Consider the following 16,441-nt stretch of genomic DNA (forward strand, 5'->3'; position numbering starts at 1 on the left):
TGTAAAACTGAAAATGTCTATTTTGCCTTATAAATCTAACCACAAATAATTATAAAATATTAAATAAGGAGAATCTCATCTATGGAAAAAATAAATAAATGCGATGTAATAGTTGTTGGCGCTGGCCCGGTTGGTTTAGTTGCAGGTCTTGCATTGAAGCAAAAAGGAATTTCTTCTGTAGTTATAGAAGCGGATCCGCACGGACGTCCTCGTCCGGGTAGCCGGGCGATCTATATGCATAGTGCAACTCTAAAACTTTTGGAAGAAATTTCGAAAGGACTGGGGTTCACACTGGGGCGCAATGGGATCATTTGGCCTGTTAAGCGAACACTTTATAAAGGAAAAGAAGTATATGTCCGTAATTATGGATTTACGGATAATACCGATCAAAAAAAATTACCCCATTTCACGGCATTGCACCAAGATGATATCGAAAATCACATTTATGATGCCTGTCTTGACGCTGGTGTTGAGTTCGTTTGGGATTCACCAGTGAAAAAATTGGATATAACCGGTGCTGGGGTGAGATTGACTACAAAATCCGGTGAAGTGTGGGAAGCACAATACATTATTGGCAGTGACGGATCACATTCAGTTGTAAGAGAACAGGCTGGTTTAAAATTTGAAGGACCGCGAACGGCAGATACATTCCTTGTAGTTGATGTAAAAGAGGATGAGGAAAATCCCCTGCCGCTTGAGCGTACATTTCATTATCAACATCCAGCAATGGGAGGAAGGAATGTGATGTTTGTTCCGTTTAAAGGTGGCTGGCGGGTGGACCTTCAGCTTTTAGAAGGTGACAATCCGAATGACTATACAAATATTGAGGGTGTCAAAAAGTGGCTTCCAAAAGTGATGGATGCTAAATATGCTGAGCGTATTACATGGGTATCAACATACCGTTTCCATCAGGTCGTTGCCAATTCTTTTACAGATGAAAAAAGGCGAGTTCTTCTCGCCGGTGAAGCAGCCCATTTATTTGCACCTTTTGGTGCCCGTGGATTGAACTCCGGAGTTCCGGATGCAATTATTTCTGTACGGGGGATTAAGAAAGCGCTTCAATCTAACTCTGAAACGGAGCGAAAAGAAGCAATTGATGCAGCTGCCACCGAAAGACGTATTGCCGCAAAGTGGAACCGTGACGGATCAACCACTGCATTACATCACCTTCAAGGAGATGCCCCTGAAATGAACCTAAAGCGTGAACTTGCAGCATCCCTCGTATCCATAGTTCCAAGACTGGGACGCTGGCTCGATGAAGGCCCATATGGACCGAAATTTGGTCCTCCAGAACTGACAACAAAATATTAACAGACATTGGTCGACAGGGAAATCCCAGTCAGCCTGATAAAACGGAAGGTATGAAAGGAGCGGACTAATATGGCTTTAGTCGGAATAATCAATGAAGAAAAGTACGGTACGGACGCACGGCCTGCCAATGAAATGATTGTGCGACTTACTTCCATAGACTGGTATTCACAAGTCGGGGTGAAGTGTAATGAAGCAGAGAGAAAAGTAGATCAGTTTATGAACGCAATTGGCGTCAGTGAATATAAAATAAAGTGGCTTTCGGCAACTCAGGTTTCAGAGGCAATCAGCTGTCTTTCGTTTGAAAGAAGTACACTTTGGGAAGTTCTAAAGGAATTACCAGATCAACTTAAGGAAAAGATCGATGCCGCTGGAAATGAAAAACTGCTTGCAGATATCGTGGACAAAGTGCCGGAGGCCGTTTTTCATGGAGCATATAAACATGCATTCAACGCATTTAGGGATGAAAAAGCAATAAAGTTCCTCGTTGGACATGCCATGTATATAAGTGTTCTTGCTTGTACAGCTGAACTTGCTGGTGAAGAAAACCCATTTTCCTTTATTGTAGAATTGCTTGAAGATGGACATCTGCCGCTCGGTCCTGAAGGAAATACATTTTATCTTCTATAATTTAAGAAGCAAACATGATAGGATGTTTGCTTGCTAATATCACCTACTCACACATACCGGATAACACATATAGTAGTGTTAAGATACTATTGCAAACAGAGACTTTTGAAGACTACCATCTTCCAATAAGAAAACAAGGTAGCCAGAAACGGAAAATCTGGTGCAGCCTTGTTTTCGTTTCAGTTTTATATACGAATAGTTATTTGCCTAAGAACAACTTGTTAGATTTCGGATTATAACTTATTTCTATTAATGTAATAAACGACTGCGATTACCAGAATCAACAGTACCAAAACAATCCTTATATCGTCCGATGCCCTCAATACTTGTGTCACCGAATACGCCTCGACAAGGAGGGCAGGCAGTTTTCCGATGGATGTGGCGAGGAAGAAAATCATCATTCGCGTCTTGCTTAATGCTGCTGTAAGGTTAATCACGCCGGATGGTATAAAAGGAAGGAGCCTAAGCATCAGGATCAACCAAAATGCATGAAACCCTTGTGATTTTTGAAGCTTCATGACCCACCGGTTCTTCATGAACTTGGGTTGGAATGTTTGAAAGCCCTTTCGATATAACCAAAAGCTGACCACTGCACCGGCAATTTCCCCCATGTAAGAAAGGATCAATCCCTTTTCAAATCCAAATACGGTGATATTGGCGGCCGTGATGAATACGCTTGGAACAAACCCAAGCACGCTAATCAATATATTGAATACTAAACTTACAGCAATGGAAAAAGGGCCGCTGGATAGTAATGCCTCAGAAATGAAATTCATATCAATCCACAGAACTCCATTTATACCCGATGCCCCAGACCGTTTTCAAGTGTTGATCTACAGGAAAACCGACATGACGCAATTTCTCTCTAATATTTCGAATATGGGAATCGATTGTCCGATCTTCCGTATCCGTTTTAAATCCCCAAATGGTCGAAAGCAGGTGGTCTCTGGAATACACTTGATCTGTTGATTTTAAAAACAAGCATAACAGTGAGAACTCTTTTGGTGTCAATGGGATTGTTTTTGTATCATAATGTGCTTCATAAGCGGATTCATTTAATTTTAGCCCTCTAAATATCACAGTATCATCCTGATTATGCACTCGCCGCGTCACTGCTTCGATTCTGGCAAGTAAAACTTCTTCATTAAACGGTTTCGTAATATAATCGTCTGCGCCCTTTTTCAACCCTTTCACCATTTCTTGTGCAGCATCCCGGGCGGTGAGCATGATTATGGGAATGTTGGTAAACGCACGAATCCTTTCACATGTTTCCCACCCATCCAAATTAGGCATCATTACATCAAGAAGTACTATGTCCGCATGTTTATTCGATAAGAACTGTAAGGCTTCATGTCCAGATTTCATCTTCATGCATGTATATCCGTGAGGTTTAATGTATAGCTCTAATAGATCAAGCATTCTCTGTTCATCATCAACCAGAACTATTGTCTTCATTTGTAATCTCCTTAAATGTGATAGTGAAGCACGTTCCTTGCTCCAAGTTGCTTTTAACCGAAATGATCCCTCCTTGTATCTCCACTAATTGCTTGACGATGGAGAGCCCCAATCCGAATCCACCGGTATCTCTGGCGCGTGATTTCTCGACACGATATAAACGGTCAAAGATATGGGGGATATCTTCAGGGGGAATGCCAACACCTTGATCGATTATGGAGACGGAAATCCTGCCAAGGCATTCAGTTGCTTTGATGGTGGTGACTGTATATTCGTTCGAGTACTTCAGCGCATTATCGAGCAGGTTAAGAATGACTTGCTCAAACCGTGAGGGATCTATATCTATAAATAAATCATCCTTACATTCCAGATTCAATTGAATTCTTTCATTTGTAAAAGCCGGCAGCACTTTTTCATGAATGTTTTGCAGGAATGAAGAGAGCTGGACGGTTTCTTTTGATATGGTGAATGTATTCACATCCATTCTAGCCATATTGAATAGTTCGTCCAATAAGCTGTTTAATCGTTCGGATTCATCATGGATGATCTCTAAGTATCGTGTTCGTTCGGCAGCATTCAAGTCTTTCCGGCGGGCAATATCAGCGTATCCCTTGATATAAGTTAGCGGCGTGCGCAGTTCATGGGAGATACTTGCCAAAAATTCATTGCGTTCCTTCTTTAAATAGTTCAATTCATTAGCCAAGCTTTGAATGGATTGGGCAAGCTCTCCGAGTTCATCATGAGATCGTACTGGCACTGCCACTGAAAAATTCCCTTTGCTGAGTTTGGTAGTCGCTTCCTTCATTGAAATTAGCGGTCTAGTCAAAGCTTTTGATAGAAAATAAATGGTGATAAGCATGAAGAAAAGGAGCAATGCAGTCGCAAAAAGGAAATGCTTATTCAATTGTGCAATTAAATCCTCAACTTCCCTAGTATCTTTGAACATATAAACATAGCCTTTTTTTTCTTTATCACTGATAAATGGCGTAATGGTCGCTATATATCTTTCATCCTTCCAACTTGATTGGAGGACCATACCTTTTCGGGGAACTTGCCGGATGTTTTTTGCCAAGATTTTGTTCATTCCCCCATTTACCTTTGCGGAAGATATCAGAATATCTCCTCTTGTATTCGTAATCACGACATCTGTATCGGTATGGTATTCCATCAGGCCGATATGCTTAAGGGTAGAGTCGGAATACGTGATTTCCAACACATCACGATGACTATTGCCACGGGTCTTCAGTGATTCCAATTCTTGATTGATACGGGAATGGATCACTTTATTATGCAAGTAAATCATGGAGACGGTTTCCATCAAAAAAATGCAAATAAATATAGATAGTCCGAGTTTAAAGGAGATTTTCAGGATTATTCACCTTCTTATTGAATAAAGTCAGTTTAGCGAAAAAGTATGAAGAAAGTATGCAGTTTATTTCAATTTCTTCGCATCTATTAAACAACGATAATCCGAATGATGACTTGTTGCAAGAGAGACAATCCGTTTAATGGGCCAAAACTGTCACTTTTTTAAGTCCTGTGCAGGGGGGAATCAGGTTGTATTTAGCCACTCCTCCCAAAACATATACGTAGGATTGCTATGCGGCAACCGTGGAAAAACATAATTTCCATACGGAAATCATTAAACATAACACTTTTCGAAGTTGTTACTAATTATTCATATAGAACTTATTTTAATTACACCTCTAACGAATGGAAACTGCCGTGAAAATGGACCGTTTCTTTGATTTAGTTTATACAAAATGTTTTGTATTGAGGAAACATTTTGTCGTGATTGAATACTATGTAAAAAAGGAGCTGATCCATATGAATTGTACAAACCGTACGCAGAAAAAAATAATGGCATATTCCGCATTATTCAAAAAAATGGGCATTCTCAATGATGAGGAATACAAAAATATCGCAAAGACCTTTCAATCAAAGGGTTGAGGAAGTGTCCCTTGGTTATTCATAAACTTTTATCATGCAGTATACGGTCTGTAAAACCCCCGCCTTTCAATCTTAGGGAAAGGAGGGGGACTGCAGACTATTAGGATATCAAGGAAGTGTGGGCGATGTTGTCAATTTGTCGGGCTCTAAGTCTATCGAATTTCATCTTTTTGGCGGCTGCACCCAGCTGGTTGAATTGATGCACCTTAAGTTTGAAAATTACATAAACGATGGACATTTCTTGGCAAGTAGGAGGGAGTTCATTGAAAAGGGATACGAAAAAATTTCTTGCGTTATGAGAAGTGAAAAGGAAGATTGTTGTGATCCGATGGTGTTCTCTGCGATAATGGAGTAAAGAAATTGAAAAGGAGTTACGTAAGATGGCGGAGGACTTTAAGATTCCCAGCTTGAAAGTTGATGAGATCGATAAGAAAATCATATCGGTTTTACATGAAGATGCACGAATTTCATATACCGACTTAGCGAAGAAAGTGGAGCTTTCCAGAGTTGCGGTTCAGATGAGAATTAATCATCTAGTTGAAAACGGTGTGATCGAGAGGTTCACTGCGGTCATAAATCCAGCTAAGGTCGGCATCCATGTTTCGGCATTCTTTAACGTGGAGGTTGAGCCAAAATATCTGGAATCGGTCGCCCAGCAATTAGAAAGTGAACCGGCTGTTACGAGTTTATATCATATGACCGGTCCGAGTAAACTCCATATGCACGGAATCTTTACTGATAATCAAGAGATGGAACGCTTTCTTAATGAGAAACTGTATGCGGTCGTCGGGGTTGTCAGCGTTGATTGCCAAATTCTCATTAAACGTTATAAAAGCCGGATGGGCATGAAGCTTTAATAAAAAAATCTCCCTATACAGGCGGATTTTTTTATTTATGTGAGCGGGATGATAAAGCCGCCATACGCAAAGGCAAAAATGATTACGAATGCAGGATGGATCTTGAATTTACCTAAAGCCAAGAAGGCCAATCCAGCGATGAAGACTGAATGGATGTAGCCGATGGACCCGACCGCGTCCGCTGCCATATTCCAGGTGAGCAATAACATCATGATCGCGATCACGGGCTGTACAAGTAGAGACATGCCTTTTACGATAGGCGATTGCTTGTATTTTCGCAGGATTTTTAATAGATATATCAAAGCCACGGCTGAAGGGATGATCGTGCCTGCCAATGCAGCTAGAAATCCTGGCCAGCCATATACATCATATCCGACATATGCGGCTATTTTCGTGGCGATGGGTCCAGGGAGTGAATTTCCTAACGCAAGCATTTGTGAGAACTCGGTATTATCAAGCCAGCCATAACGGGTAACGATTTGATCATACATAAGCGGAATCGAAGCTGGACCTCCGCCGTAACCAAGAATATTGGCAATGAAAAACGCTAGAAAAACAGCAACTCCTATTGGGATAATAATACCCATTAAGCGGATTCCTCCTTCCTATCAGTCTTTTTATTTTTCAATCTATCCTTTAATTTATAATGAAACGCCCCATATAAAAGAAACATCATAATGACGATACCCGGATGCAGGGAAATGACCTGCAGAAGCAAAAAGGAAATCGCAAAAAAGGTGATTCCGAGCACCTTTCCTAACCCTTTTACCGCCTTTTCGCCAAACTCATAAGCCATTTGACCAAGCATGACAGCGACAACCGGCATGACAGCAGCGATCATATTACTGATCATTGCCGAATTACTTAGAACATTAATGAACGCAATCAAGAAAACCATTGCAATGCATGAAGGTAATACGTGAGCCGCCACACTTACGATGGCTCCCGGCCAGCCTTTTAATTTATAACCAAGATATGCAGCCATCTTCGTGGCAATCGGTCCTGGGAGCGTATTGGCAATTGCCAATGTGTCCCCGAATTCATCATCGTCAAGCCAGTGATAACGGGAAACTGCTTCGTGGCGGATGAGCGGGATGACAGATGGCCCGCCGCCGAATCCTAATATCCCCGTTCTCATCATTCCAATCGTCAATTCCGTATATGGATTTTTCAAAAACGATTCCTCCTTTGTTATAAAATTCAGCATTCATTTCCAAGATTATGAATTAATGATAACAAAAATCCTTTCGAAATGTACAAAAAATTATGATAATAATTACGTAATGAATGTAATTTTGGGGATTTTCGATATAATGGGTTGAAATAAACAAAAGAAAGTATCTTTTTGCCTTGAGGAAGGAAGTTTGGATTACATTAGACAAACAAGCAAGTATAATGCTATTCCCATTAGTGCGATGGGTTATTGGATTCCGCCTTATAGGGGATAAGAAGGAGAAATTATAAACAAAAAAACAACTTTTCTACAAGCCCCCTTTTTTAAACCTAAAAAAGTACCCTATGGGCAGCCTGTTTCAGAGTGACTGCTCTATAAGGTACATTTTTTAATATATAATTCTAATAAACTTAATGTGGGTTATTCTTCCCGAATGACTAATAGCACACCGGTGAAAATTAAGATTGTACCGATCCAAAAAGGCAAGCCGATTTGTTCACCTAGTATTAACCAACCTAAAAAAGTACCGACTATAGGCTGTAAAAAGAAAAATAGTCCGCCACTTGAAGCGGTAAGCATTTGCAGTCCGCGATTCCACAGTAAAAAGGCACATGCTGTTGAAATAACGCCCAAGTATAGAAGGCCGCCCCATATGGATGGATGCATGATGGCTTGAAAGTCAAGCTCATCCAATCGACTAATCGTAACAGGGGTTAAAAAGACAATTGCCACAAGCACGGCATAGGTCGTTATAACAATTTGTGAATATTGTCCTGGTACACGTTTGATTAGAACAGACATAAGGGCCCAAGTTAACGCAGCAATAAGCAGTGATACGCCCCCAAGTTGGTGAGATGAGCCAATATGGGCATTTCCGACAATGATACCGACACCGATTGTCGCTAAAATAACAGAAATTGATTTTTTTAAAGTGATCTTTTCTTTTAAAATGATGCGTGCAAATATCACCATGAATGCAGGTGTTGTTGAAGTGATGATGGCCCCCATTTGTGCGGTGGATAGCAGCGTACCGACTTCCTGGGTTACGATGGAAATGGTGTTCCCAACAAGTCCTATAATGAAAACCAGAAGCCAGTCCCGTTTTTCAATCCGCCAAGATTGTTTTGTTATAAAACCAATTGTCAGCAATGCTAAAATCGCAATTACATATCGTAAAAATACTAATTCAAGCGGCGGAACAACCTCTACCACAACTTTTACCACAACATACATCCCGCCCCAAATGCTGGCAGCGAGTGATAAATATAAAGAACCTAATATAGTGTTTTTCATTTTTGTACCCTCCGTTTTAACTAAACATTCCAGTCCCTAACGGAGATGCAAGTTTTCTGCCGTTAAGGAAGAAAAACTGCAGGTACATCATTTTCGAATAGTGGTGACCACAACATCAGCTTTCAGCTCACTTTCAAAAAATATTTATTTTCAATGATTTTAGCTAATTAAAAAGCTATTCGGAGCTGCTACTGATCATTCGTTTCAAACGTCAGTAAGTTATTACAATACTCATTTAAATATACAAGATTTTAGATTAATAAAACAACAAATTATAGTATTAAACTTAGCGTACGATTAAAATCATTCGCATTATACTAAAACTTAAACACAGGAAAAACCCCAACCTTAAAAACTGGTGGGGTTTCTATTTGGTTCATGGATTCTAGTTGGAATAGAAAGAGGGATTTATAGGGAAGGGAAACAGATGGTACAGTAATAATGCTGTTCAAATTGCGGGCAGCGGTAATGATGTAAGTAATAATGCTGGAAAGAAAAGGTGGATTAGGATTAATAGGCTCCCTTAAAGAGTTTAATCCTAATCCACCGTTATGGTGAATTCAGTGCATGTCCTTTCCGGAAGCATCACTATCCGTTATATTTTCTTTCGATTTTCCTGAACTCATCTGATAGTTCAAATAACGTGTGTAAGACGGCTGTTTGAATATATAGATTCATATAATTATCATTGCTCTTCTTTTGAAAAGATAAATCATGCTTTTCATTGATTTTCCGAGTTATACATTCATTAATTTCGCTCCACATTTCTTTCGTTCCTTCTTTAAGTTTAGTCTCCATAATCTCCCACTCCTTTTTTATTAGTTTATCCAATCTATTACATTCTTATACTTATTTTTTGGCCAAACTGGTAACTTTTTTATCTTAAAATTAATGTCTTCAGTTTTTTTGGGTATCCTTCTGTTTGAGGATATGTCATTACCCATTAGTGGTTATTTAATTGCTGAAAAAATATTGTCGGCTAACTCGTTTCATAGTTAAAACAAAGCTGATTGGAACGGATGGCGGACCGCCCGCGGAAAGCGAGTGCCTGGAGGCAACGTTCAAATTGTACATTCCCTAAAAGGGGGGCAGGGTGTCACTATCGCATTCCTTCTCTATAGTTACTTTAATTGAGCCATATTCTTGAGTGATGTATTGTACAAATGACAGGAGTTTGGAATAATTAGCATAATGATATGAAAGAACATGTAAACCTTTATCGATTCATGAATAGGAGATTGTTATGTTTAAAATTATGATAGTTGAAGATGAAGAAAAAATTAGAAAAATTGTGGCTGATACGCTAACAAAATGGAAATACGACGTTGTGGGGATAATGGAATTTGACCACATTTTAGATGATTTTGAGAAATTCCAGCCTGATTTGGTACTATTGGATATAACCTTGCCAACCTTTGATGGCTTTTATTGGTGTCAGCAGATCCGTGCAATCTCAAGTGTGCCCATACTGTTCCTTTCCTCTAGAAATCAAAACATGGACATCATCATGGCCATTAATATGGGAGGGGATGATTTTATCCAGAAGCCATTTGATTTAGATGTTCTTGTAGCAAAAATCAATGCATTGCTACGCAGGAATTATACCTATCAAAATGGACATAACCTAAAATTAACGCACCGGGACTTGTCTTTGCAAGTAACAAACTCAACTATCCAATATGAGGATCAGTCCATTGAACTTTCACGTAATGAGTTCATCATTTTGCAGTTGATGATGCGCAGAATAGGGAAAATTGTATCCAGAGAGGACTTGATGCAAGCTCTTTGGAATGATGAACAGTTTGTCGACGATAATACACTGACTGTTAATGTAAATCGATTAAGGCGGAAGATCTCTGGAATTGGATTAGAAGACTTTATTGGGACACGTAAAGGAATGGGGTATCTGATCGAATGAGGTTCATCCAATTTTTAAAATACGAGAAGCCTTATATCGTTTTATTCGTTTTTATCTTTTGCCTGGTTTCTGCCGTGTTTTACACGGACCCCAATATGACATGGAGCTGGAACACCTTTCTATATGCAGTGGTATTAACCCTTTTCGTATTGATTATTTTCTTTTTGTATCGGTATCAGCAAAGTTTACGTGCAATCCGGGCAAGGGGTGACGAAGATCATGAGAACCTTTCTTTAGAGGCAGCCTCTTTACAGCATTTGTTTGAAGAGAAGGAAAGGGAACATATTAGGTCTCTCAATCAGATTCATGAGAAGCAAAACGAGTATTATGATTTTATTGTTTCGTGGTTTCATGAAATTAAAACACCCATCTCAGTGCTGCGATTGATGCAGCAAACAGAAATCGATGCCAAGATTTTTCATGATGAGGTATCAAGGATAGAGCATTATGTGGATCAGGCACTTTATTACGCAAAGTTGGATAACTTCAATCAGGATTATGACATCAAGAATTGTGATTTGGACCAATTGGTGAAAGAGGTTATAAAAACTCATTCCAAAACATTTATTTCCAAGAAAATCCGCCTTCGGTTACAGCTTGAACCAACCACCATCCAAAGTGACCCCAAGTGGCTGCAATTCATCCTGAATCAATTAATTTCAAATTCCTTGAAGTATACGCAAGAAGAAGGGGAAATAAAGATTGAGACAGGTTCTGATTTAAAAGAAAAGCAGCTAATTATTAGAGATAATGGAATTGGTATAGAAAAGACTGATTTACCACGGATATTTAATAGGGGTTTTACAGGTTCCAACGGGCGTACCTACACAAAATCCACAGGGATGGGGTTATATTTAGCACAGCAGTTATCCAATAAACTTGGTCACTATATCACTTGTACCTCTGAAACGGGTTTGTATACCGAATTTGTCATGCACTTTCCCAAAAATGTCGATCCCTATTTCAATATGCAAAAAAACGCAATGAGACCTTAATGAAGGCCATTGCGTTTTTTATTAATATTTCTGATTTACGATTTTGTAGTAGAGATTCGCGGAAGACAGATAAAACAATACATAGATCACAAAGTATATAGCAAAGATGAACCAGAGCATAGAGGTAAGCTGCGGGAAATCTTGTACTGAATCCAGGATATAGTATTTTAAAATGAGCCAGCTGTGTAAAATGCCTAAAACTAGCGGAGGGAAGAAAACAAAGAGAAGTTGTTTACGGATCACGCTTTTCAATTCACGGTCTGCGGTTCCAATCTTCCGCAGAATGGAATACTGTCTTTGTTCTTCCGTTGCTTCCCGCAATTGTTTAAAGTAAATGACGCTGGCCAATGCAAACAAGGCAATGACAGCCAGGAAAGCAGCTGCAAATAACATTAAAGATGAACCTTCTATTTGCTTTGAATACACATCAGCAAACGAAGAATAGTAAGTGTCGGGCTTTTTCGTAACAATGGCATGTATATCAGTTGATAAGGAATCAGCCTGCTTCTCATTTTCGATTTCATAAATTTCAAAATGTACCGTTTTGGCTTTGCTTTTTAAGTTTTGATAAGCCTCATCTGAAATAATCAGGACTGCGGGCTTTAATATCATGGATTGAACAGGGTCGCTGGCCCAGCCTAATAATGCGTAATCTTTTTTCTCTATTAGTTTTAGAGTGATATCTTCATTTACATTCACTTTAAAACGTGGAAGCTGATCGGAGGGGAAGGGTTTTGGGTAATCTGTTCCTTGTGACAGAGTTACAGCTTCCATATCTTCTAAATGGATTTCCTCCTGATTTCCACGCAATGAGATGATTTCGTTATATGCTTTTTCTGGAAAAAGAAAAACGTCCTTTGAGAAATACTCAGGGTTCTCAAAAGCAAGGTCCATGTTTGTATTCGGCTTTCCTACTAAGGCTTCCAGAGTTTTATGATATTCAATTGAGTGGTCGGAATTTTTTATCTTAGCATCAATTTTCTCGTTAGTTTCCTTATCCAATGATTGGAACGCAATATCATTCGGTAGATTCCTGCCGACAGCTTCAAACTGGACAGCGTAATTGATCGAAACGAATCCGATCAAGAAAATGATGGTCGCACTGAACAAAGAGATGAAGGTAAGGTTTAACGTATTCGACCTTATTTGGAAGCGTAATGACGAGATCCACAATACCCGATTGCCTTCATGGAAGTTATGTTTCTGGCGGATCTTTTGCAGCAGCCAGCCGGAGAACTGACGGAAGAACAAATACGTTCCGCCAATCATGCCGACTGTGACAGCAATCATGGCAAAAGTTAAGTGATCTTGCCATATGCTTGATTCTTTGCCCCGGCTTATCAGAAAGAATTCCGTTGCTAATAACATTAACGATAAAGCTGCCATAATGACCGAAGATGGTATCGGTTTTTCCATTTTCTCTTTTGCATGAAACAACTCCACGAGTTGTACGCGACTGATCATGAAGAAACTTTGGATACTTGCAATGATGGCTAACAAGAGAAACAGGAAGATTGTCGACCCGATCGCTTGATAAGGAAAATTCAGCGTAATGACATTATCGTATTGCATTAAATTCATTAATGCCATACCGAAAAACTTGGACAGCAGACCGCCAAGGAGTATTCCAATTACAAGTGAGAATGATCCAATGAGCAGATTTTCAACGAATACCATTCGAGTAATCTGGCTTTCTTTCATACCTAGCAGCAAATAGAGTCCAAATTCCTTTTTTCTTTGCTTCATAAAGAAAGAGTTAGCATAAAGAATAAAGAAAATGATAAAGAGGAAGATGACCACCGAGGCAATCGACACCCCCGTTTGAAAACTCTCCTTATTATTGAGTACATCCAATATATCCTGGTTATACATCAGTGATGAGAAGGTGAAATGAACCATCACACCTGTAATCATGGCAAACAGATAAATCGTATAAACACGGAAATTGCGCTGAACGTTCCGGAACGTCATATTCAGTAAGTTCACCTTTGATTCCCTCCCATGGCACTCTGGATGTGAAGGATCCGATCAAAGAAGTCACTTTGACTTTGGTCACCTTTATAAAGCTCGTTTACGATTCCCCCATCACGCAGGAAGATGACTCGTTTACAGAAGCTTGCTGCATAGGAATCGTGTGTAATCATAAGGATCGTCGTTTGAAACGTTTCATTCAAGCTCGATAACTGTTCCAATAATTGTGTGGCCGATCTCGAATCAAGAGCGCCTGTAGGTTCATCTGCAAAAACTATCGCAGGGTTTGTAATAATGGCGCGCGCCGACGAGGCCCGTTGTTTCTGGCCGCCAGAAACTTCTGTAGGGTATTTATCCTGAATCTCTTCAATATTCAATGCCTGAATGACTGGTCTCAGCCTTCTTTCCATCTCATCCGAAGAGAATTTCCTTAATGAAAGGGGCAGAAGAATATTCTCCTTAATCGTTAAAGTATCAAGCAAGTTGTAATCTTGAAAGATGAACCCCATTCGTTCTTGGCGAAATGTGCGCAATGCTTTTTTGTTCAAATCCAACAGGGCCTGCTCTTCAAGCCAGACTTCCCCGCCAGAAAATTTATCAATTGTCGATAACACATTCATCAGTGTTGTTTTTCCGGAACCGGAAGGCCCCATAATAGCTGTAAATTCACCCGAAGTTATGGTCAGGTCAATATTTTTTAAAACCTGTGACTTTCCATAGGATTTAGATAAGTTTTTAGTTTGTAATACTTTTTGCAACGAAAATCTCCTCCTCATGTTACATACTATAAAATTCATTCCTTTCCCCACCATAGATGTAACAGGAAGTAAGATTACAATTTTGTCACATTACAATTTGAAAATGAAAATAACAGCTTGAACATAAAAATGAAATTACCTATATCAATTATGCATTTTCAGCAACTTGGTGGCAAGAAGTTGAAATAATGGGAGTTAAATGGATTACGATCATTTTCTAATGAACTAACCGGTTCTTTACTTCACTTTCGGAATTTAAGGGGACAGGTTAGTTGCAAGGGTGCTAGAGCAGAAGGAGATATTATTGAAAGATAAGGAATAAAATCAAGTTTTCTACAAAGAATACTTCTATTCATTACAAATTAGGAGTGTAGATATGGAACAAACACTATATGAAAAAGTTGGCGGAGAAGAAGCGATAGCAAAAGTTGTGGACTATTTTTACTCCGAATTGGTTCTTAAAGATGAGACAGTTAATCATTTTTTTGAAAAAACGGATATGGAAAAGCAACGGAGTCATCAGACAAAATTTATTAGTTTTGCATTAGGCGGCCCAAAACAATATTCTGGACAATCCATGGCAAAGGCGCACCAAGGATTGAATCTGCAACCAGACCATTTCAATGCCATTGTCAAACATCTTAACGATGCACTTGCTCACTTTGGAGTGAATGAAGCTGATATAGATACAGCTTTGACTAAAGTTGCTTCACTAAAAGATGATATTTTGTATAAATGAATATCGATCCATCCCCCATTATTTGGGGGTTTTTATTTGGATTTTTTATCCTTTTGTTACATGTTTTTGACTTCCAAAAGAATGATTTTTAAATAAGTTGCGTTTTAAGAAAATTACAAAGACAATGACCGTTTTGTAAAATTCAGAAAAATGGAAAATATATTATTGACTTATGTCTGGAGTGTTATGTATTATGTATACATAACACATATGAGGATTTAGCCAATCATATAAATCCAAGTTGTTCATATTGTAAAGACTTATCAAAAAGGACGGATTAATATGGCAGGAATTCATTTAAAACCAATCGAAAAGGAAAGAACAACACAAGATAAAGTTTATAAGCAAATAAAAAAAGCTATTTTATTTGGTGGTATTACCAGTGATGAAATATTTACAGAAGTTCAATTAGCGGAAAGGTTAGATACTTCAAGAACTCCGGTAAGGGCAGCTATTCAAGATTTGGTGAAGGAAGGATTACTTGTTTCCATTCCAAGGAAGGGTTTAACTGTAAGAAAGATTACTCCAGAGGAACAGGATGAAATCTTTTTACTAAGAAGTGCTATTGAAGTTGAATCAGTGAAAAAACTAACAAAAGAAATTACATCACCTGAACAACTGAGACTGCTTAAATTAATTCTGAAGCAGCAAGAAGAAGCATTGCAAAATGATGATGCTATTAGTTTTATTAAGCTAGACCATGAGTTTCATCTCTCGTTGACAAGACTGGCAAACTTCACCATAATAGAGCAAGTTTTGAACAATCTTCATAACCTTACTCAGCTAATGGGGTTAAAAGCAGTCAGTAAACTTGGGAGAATGAAAAATGTTTTAATGGAACATACTCAGATTATCCAGGCTTTAGAGGAGAAAAATCCCGAACTAGCTTCACAGGCGATTTTAAACCATTTGGAAAAAACAAAAGAAACATTGATTATGGTTGATAATTCCTGATTTTCTATCAAATGCTTGAAGGGAGGGATTGCTCCTAGTAAAAGGTAGTTAACTATATTTATAGGGACAAAAATAACGGTTTTGAACAAACTTGCCTATGAAATGGAAGATTTACAGCAAGATCAAACCAATTCTCACGTTTAGAGCAAAAACCTTGGAGAAATTCTTCCGAATGCTTTTTCCTGGGTTTTTGCTTAGATAGTAAGCCATGGTGTTGAAAGAACCGTCTATAGTTCATTGCAAATGAAAGCGTTTACCCATCGTTGATGTTTATAGGTAAAGAGTAGAGAATATTTAAGGGATAAACATTAAATTCACTTTGACTTTACCAACCATAATTACATGATAGGAATTGGCAAAGCCTTTAATGTATACACAATACATAATACATCATACAAAATACAATTAAGGTTCGCCTGTTAAGCTTTTAAATCGTTTC

Annotated in this window: 16 protein-coding genes; 7 read left to right on the forward strand and 9 right to left on the reverse strand. The window is 38.8% G+C overall.

All coding sequences use genetic code 11. The annotated features are described in order from the left end of the window. The first annotated feature begins 81 nt into the window (after positions 1-81). On the forward strand, positions 82-1,311 hold the full coding sequence (locus MKX49_RS03245) for an FAD-dependent oxidoreductase (RefSeq protein WP_230177226.1): 1,230 nt from the start codon (positions 82-84) through the stop codon (positions 1,309-1,311). A gap of 69 nt (positions 1,312-1,380) precedes the next feature. Next, on the forward strand, positions 1,381-1,938 hold the full coding sequence (locus tag MKX49_RS03250) for a hypothetical protein (protein ID WP_230177227.1): 558 nt from the start codon (positions 1,381-1,383) through the stop codon (positions 1,936-1,938). A gap of 233 nt (positions 1,939-2,171) precedes the next feature. Here MKX49_RS03250 and MKX49_RS03255 read toward each other — a convergent pair whose 3' ends face one another. Genes MKX49_RS03255 through MKX49_RS03265 form a run of 3 tightly spaced genes read right to left on the reverse strand, consistent with a single transcriptional unit; the run spans position 2,172 to position 4,696 of the window. Then, the gene (locus MKX49_RS03255) at positions 2,172-2,714 is read right to left on the reverse strand and encodes a TVP38/TMEM64 family protein (protein ID WP_340874926.1); all 543 of its coding nucleotides are present in this window, start codon (positions 2,712-2,714) and stop codon (positions 2,172-2,174) included. Position 2,715: 1 nt separating this feature from the next. Then, the gene (locus tag MKX49_RS03260) at positions 2,716-3,393 is read right to left on the reverse strand and encodes a response regulator transcription factor (RefSeq protein WP_340874928.1); all 678 of its coding nucleotides are present in this window, start codon (positions 3,391-3,393) and stop codon (positions 2,716-2,718) included. Next, a complete protein-coding gene (locus tag MKX49_RS03265) occupies positions 3,371-4,696 on the reverse strand; it encodes a HAMP domain-containing sensor histidine kinase (protein WP_340874930.1) in 1,326 nt (441 codons plus the stop codon). Before MKX49_RS03265 ends, MKX49_RS03260 begins: the two co-directional genes overlap by 23 nt. 1,027 nt (positions 4,697-5,723) lie before the next feature. Here MKX49_RS03265 and MKX49_RS03270 point away from each other — a divergent pair. Further along, on the forward strand, positions 5,724-6,200 hold the full coding sequence (locus MKX49_RS03270) for an Lrp/AsnC family transcriptional regulator (RefSeq protein WP_034315019.1): 477 nt from the start codon (positions 5,724-5,726) through the stop codon (positions 6,198-6,200). 35 nt (positions 6,201-6,235) lie between these two features. Here MKX49_RS03270 and MKX49_RS03275 read toward each other — a convergent pair whose 3' ends face one another. The 4 genes from MKX49_RS03275 to MKX49_RS03290 form a co-directional block, all read right to left on the reverse strand. Next, positions 6,236-6,787: a chromate transporter gene (locus MKX49_RS03275; protein ID WP_336863094.1), complete on the reverse strand. Its 552-nt coding sequence runs from the start codon at positions 6,785-6,787 to the stop codon at positions 6,236-6,238. After that, the gene (locus tag MKX49_RS03280) at positions 6,787-7,374 is read right to left on the reverse strand and encodes a chromate transporter (RefSeq protein WP_034315014.1); all 588 of its coding nucleotides are present in this window, start codon (positions 7,372-7,374) and stop codon (positions 6,787-6,789) included. Before MKX49_RS03280 ends, MKX49_RS03275 begins: the two co-directional genes overlap by 1 nt. 420 nt (positions 7,375-7,794) lie before the next feature. Beyond that, positions 7,795-8,667 carry a DMT family transporter gene (locus MKX49_RS03285; RefSeq protein WP_340874935.1) on the reverse strand — a complete coding sequence of 291 codons (873 nt, stop codon included), beginning with the start codon at positions 8,665-8,667 and terminating at the stop codon, positions 7,795-7,797. A 588-nt stretch (positions 8,668-9,255) separates the two neighbouring features. Beyond that, positions 9,256-9,465, reverse strand: a complete 210-nt coding sequence (locus MKX49_RS03290) for a hypothetical protein (protein ID WP_048689679.1) — start codon at positions 9,463-9,465, stop codon at positions 9,256-9,258. A 445-nt stretch (positions 9,466-9,910) separates the two neighbouring features. Between MKX49_RS03290 and MKX49_RS03295 the strand changes: the two genes are divergently transcribed. Both MKX49_RS03295 and MKX49_RS03300 read left to right on the forward strand, forming a co-directional pair. After that, a complete protein-coding gene (locus MKX49_RS03295; RefSeq protein ID WP_340874938.1) occupies positions 9,911-10,585 on the forward strand; it encodes a response regulator transcription factor in 675 nt (224 codons plus the stop codon). Further along, on the forward strand, positions 10,582-11,580 hold the full coding sequence (locus tag MKX49_RS03300; RefSeq protein ID WP_340874941.1) for a sensor histidine kinase: 999 nt from the start codon (positions 10,582-10,584) through the stop codon (positions 11,578-11,580). Before MKX49_RS03295 ends, MKX49_RS03300 begins: the two co-directional genes overlap by 4 nt. Before the next feature lie 21 nt (positions 11,581-11,601). Here MKX49_RS03300 and MKX49_RS03305 read toward each other — a convergent pair whose 3' ends face one another. Both MKX49_RS03305 and MKX49_RS03310 read right to left on the reverse strand, forming a co-directional pair. Then, positions 11,602-13,566: an ABC transporter permease gene (locus MKX49_RS03305; RefSeq protein WP_340874943.1), complete on the reverse strand. Its 1,965-nt coding sequence runs from the start codon at positions 13,564-13,566 to the stop codon at positions 11,602-11,604. Beyond that, positions 13,563-14,309 carry an ABC transporter ATP-binding protein gene (locus tag MKX49_RS03310; protein ID WP_340874946.1) on the reverse strand — a complete coding sequence of 249 codons (747 nt, stop codon included), beginning with the start codon at positions 14,307-14,309 and terminating at the stop codon, positions 13,563-13,565. Before MKX49_RS03310 ends, MKX49_RS03305 begins: the two co-directional genes overlap by 4 nt. A 376-nt stretch (positions 14,310-14,685) precedes the next feature. Between MKX49_RS03310 and MKX49_RS03315 the strand changes: the two genes are divergently transcribed. After that, on the forward strand, positions 14,686-15,048 hold the full coding sequence (locus MKX49_RS03315; RefSeq protein ID WP_063591950.1) for a group I truncated hemoglobin: 363 nt from the start codon (positions 14,686-14,688) through the stop codon (positions 15,046-15,048). Positions 15,049-15,330: 282 nt separating this feature from the next. Next, on the forward strand, positions 15,331-16,002 hold the full coding sequence (locus MKX49_RS03320) for a GntR family transcriptional regulator (RefSeq protein ID WP_340874948.1): 672 nt from the start codon (positions 15,331-15,333) through the stop codon (positions 16,000-16,002). Positions 16,003-16,441: the final 439 nt, after the last annotated feature.

This window comes from Peribacillus sp. FSL M8-0224 (assembly GCF_038003055.1).
Classification (GTDB): Bacteria; Bacillota; Bacilli; order Bacillales; family DSM-1321; genus Peribacillus; species Peribacillus frigoritolerans.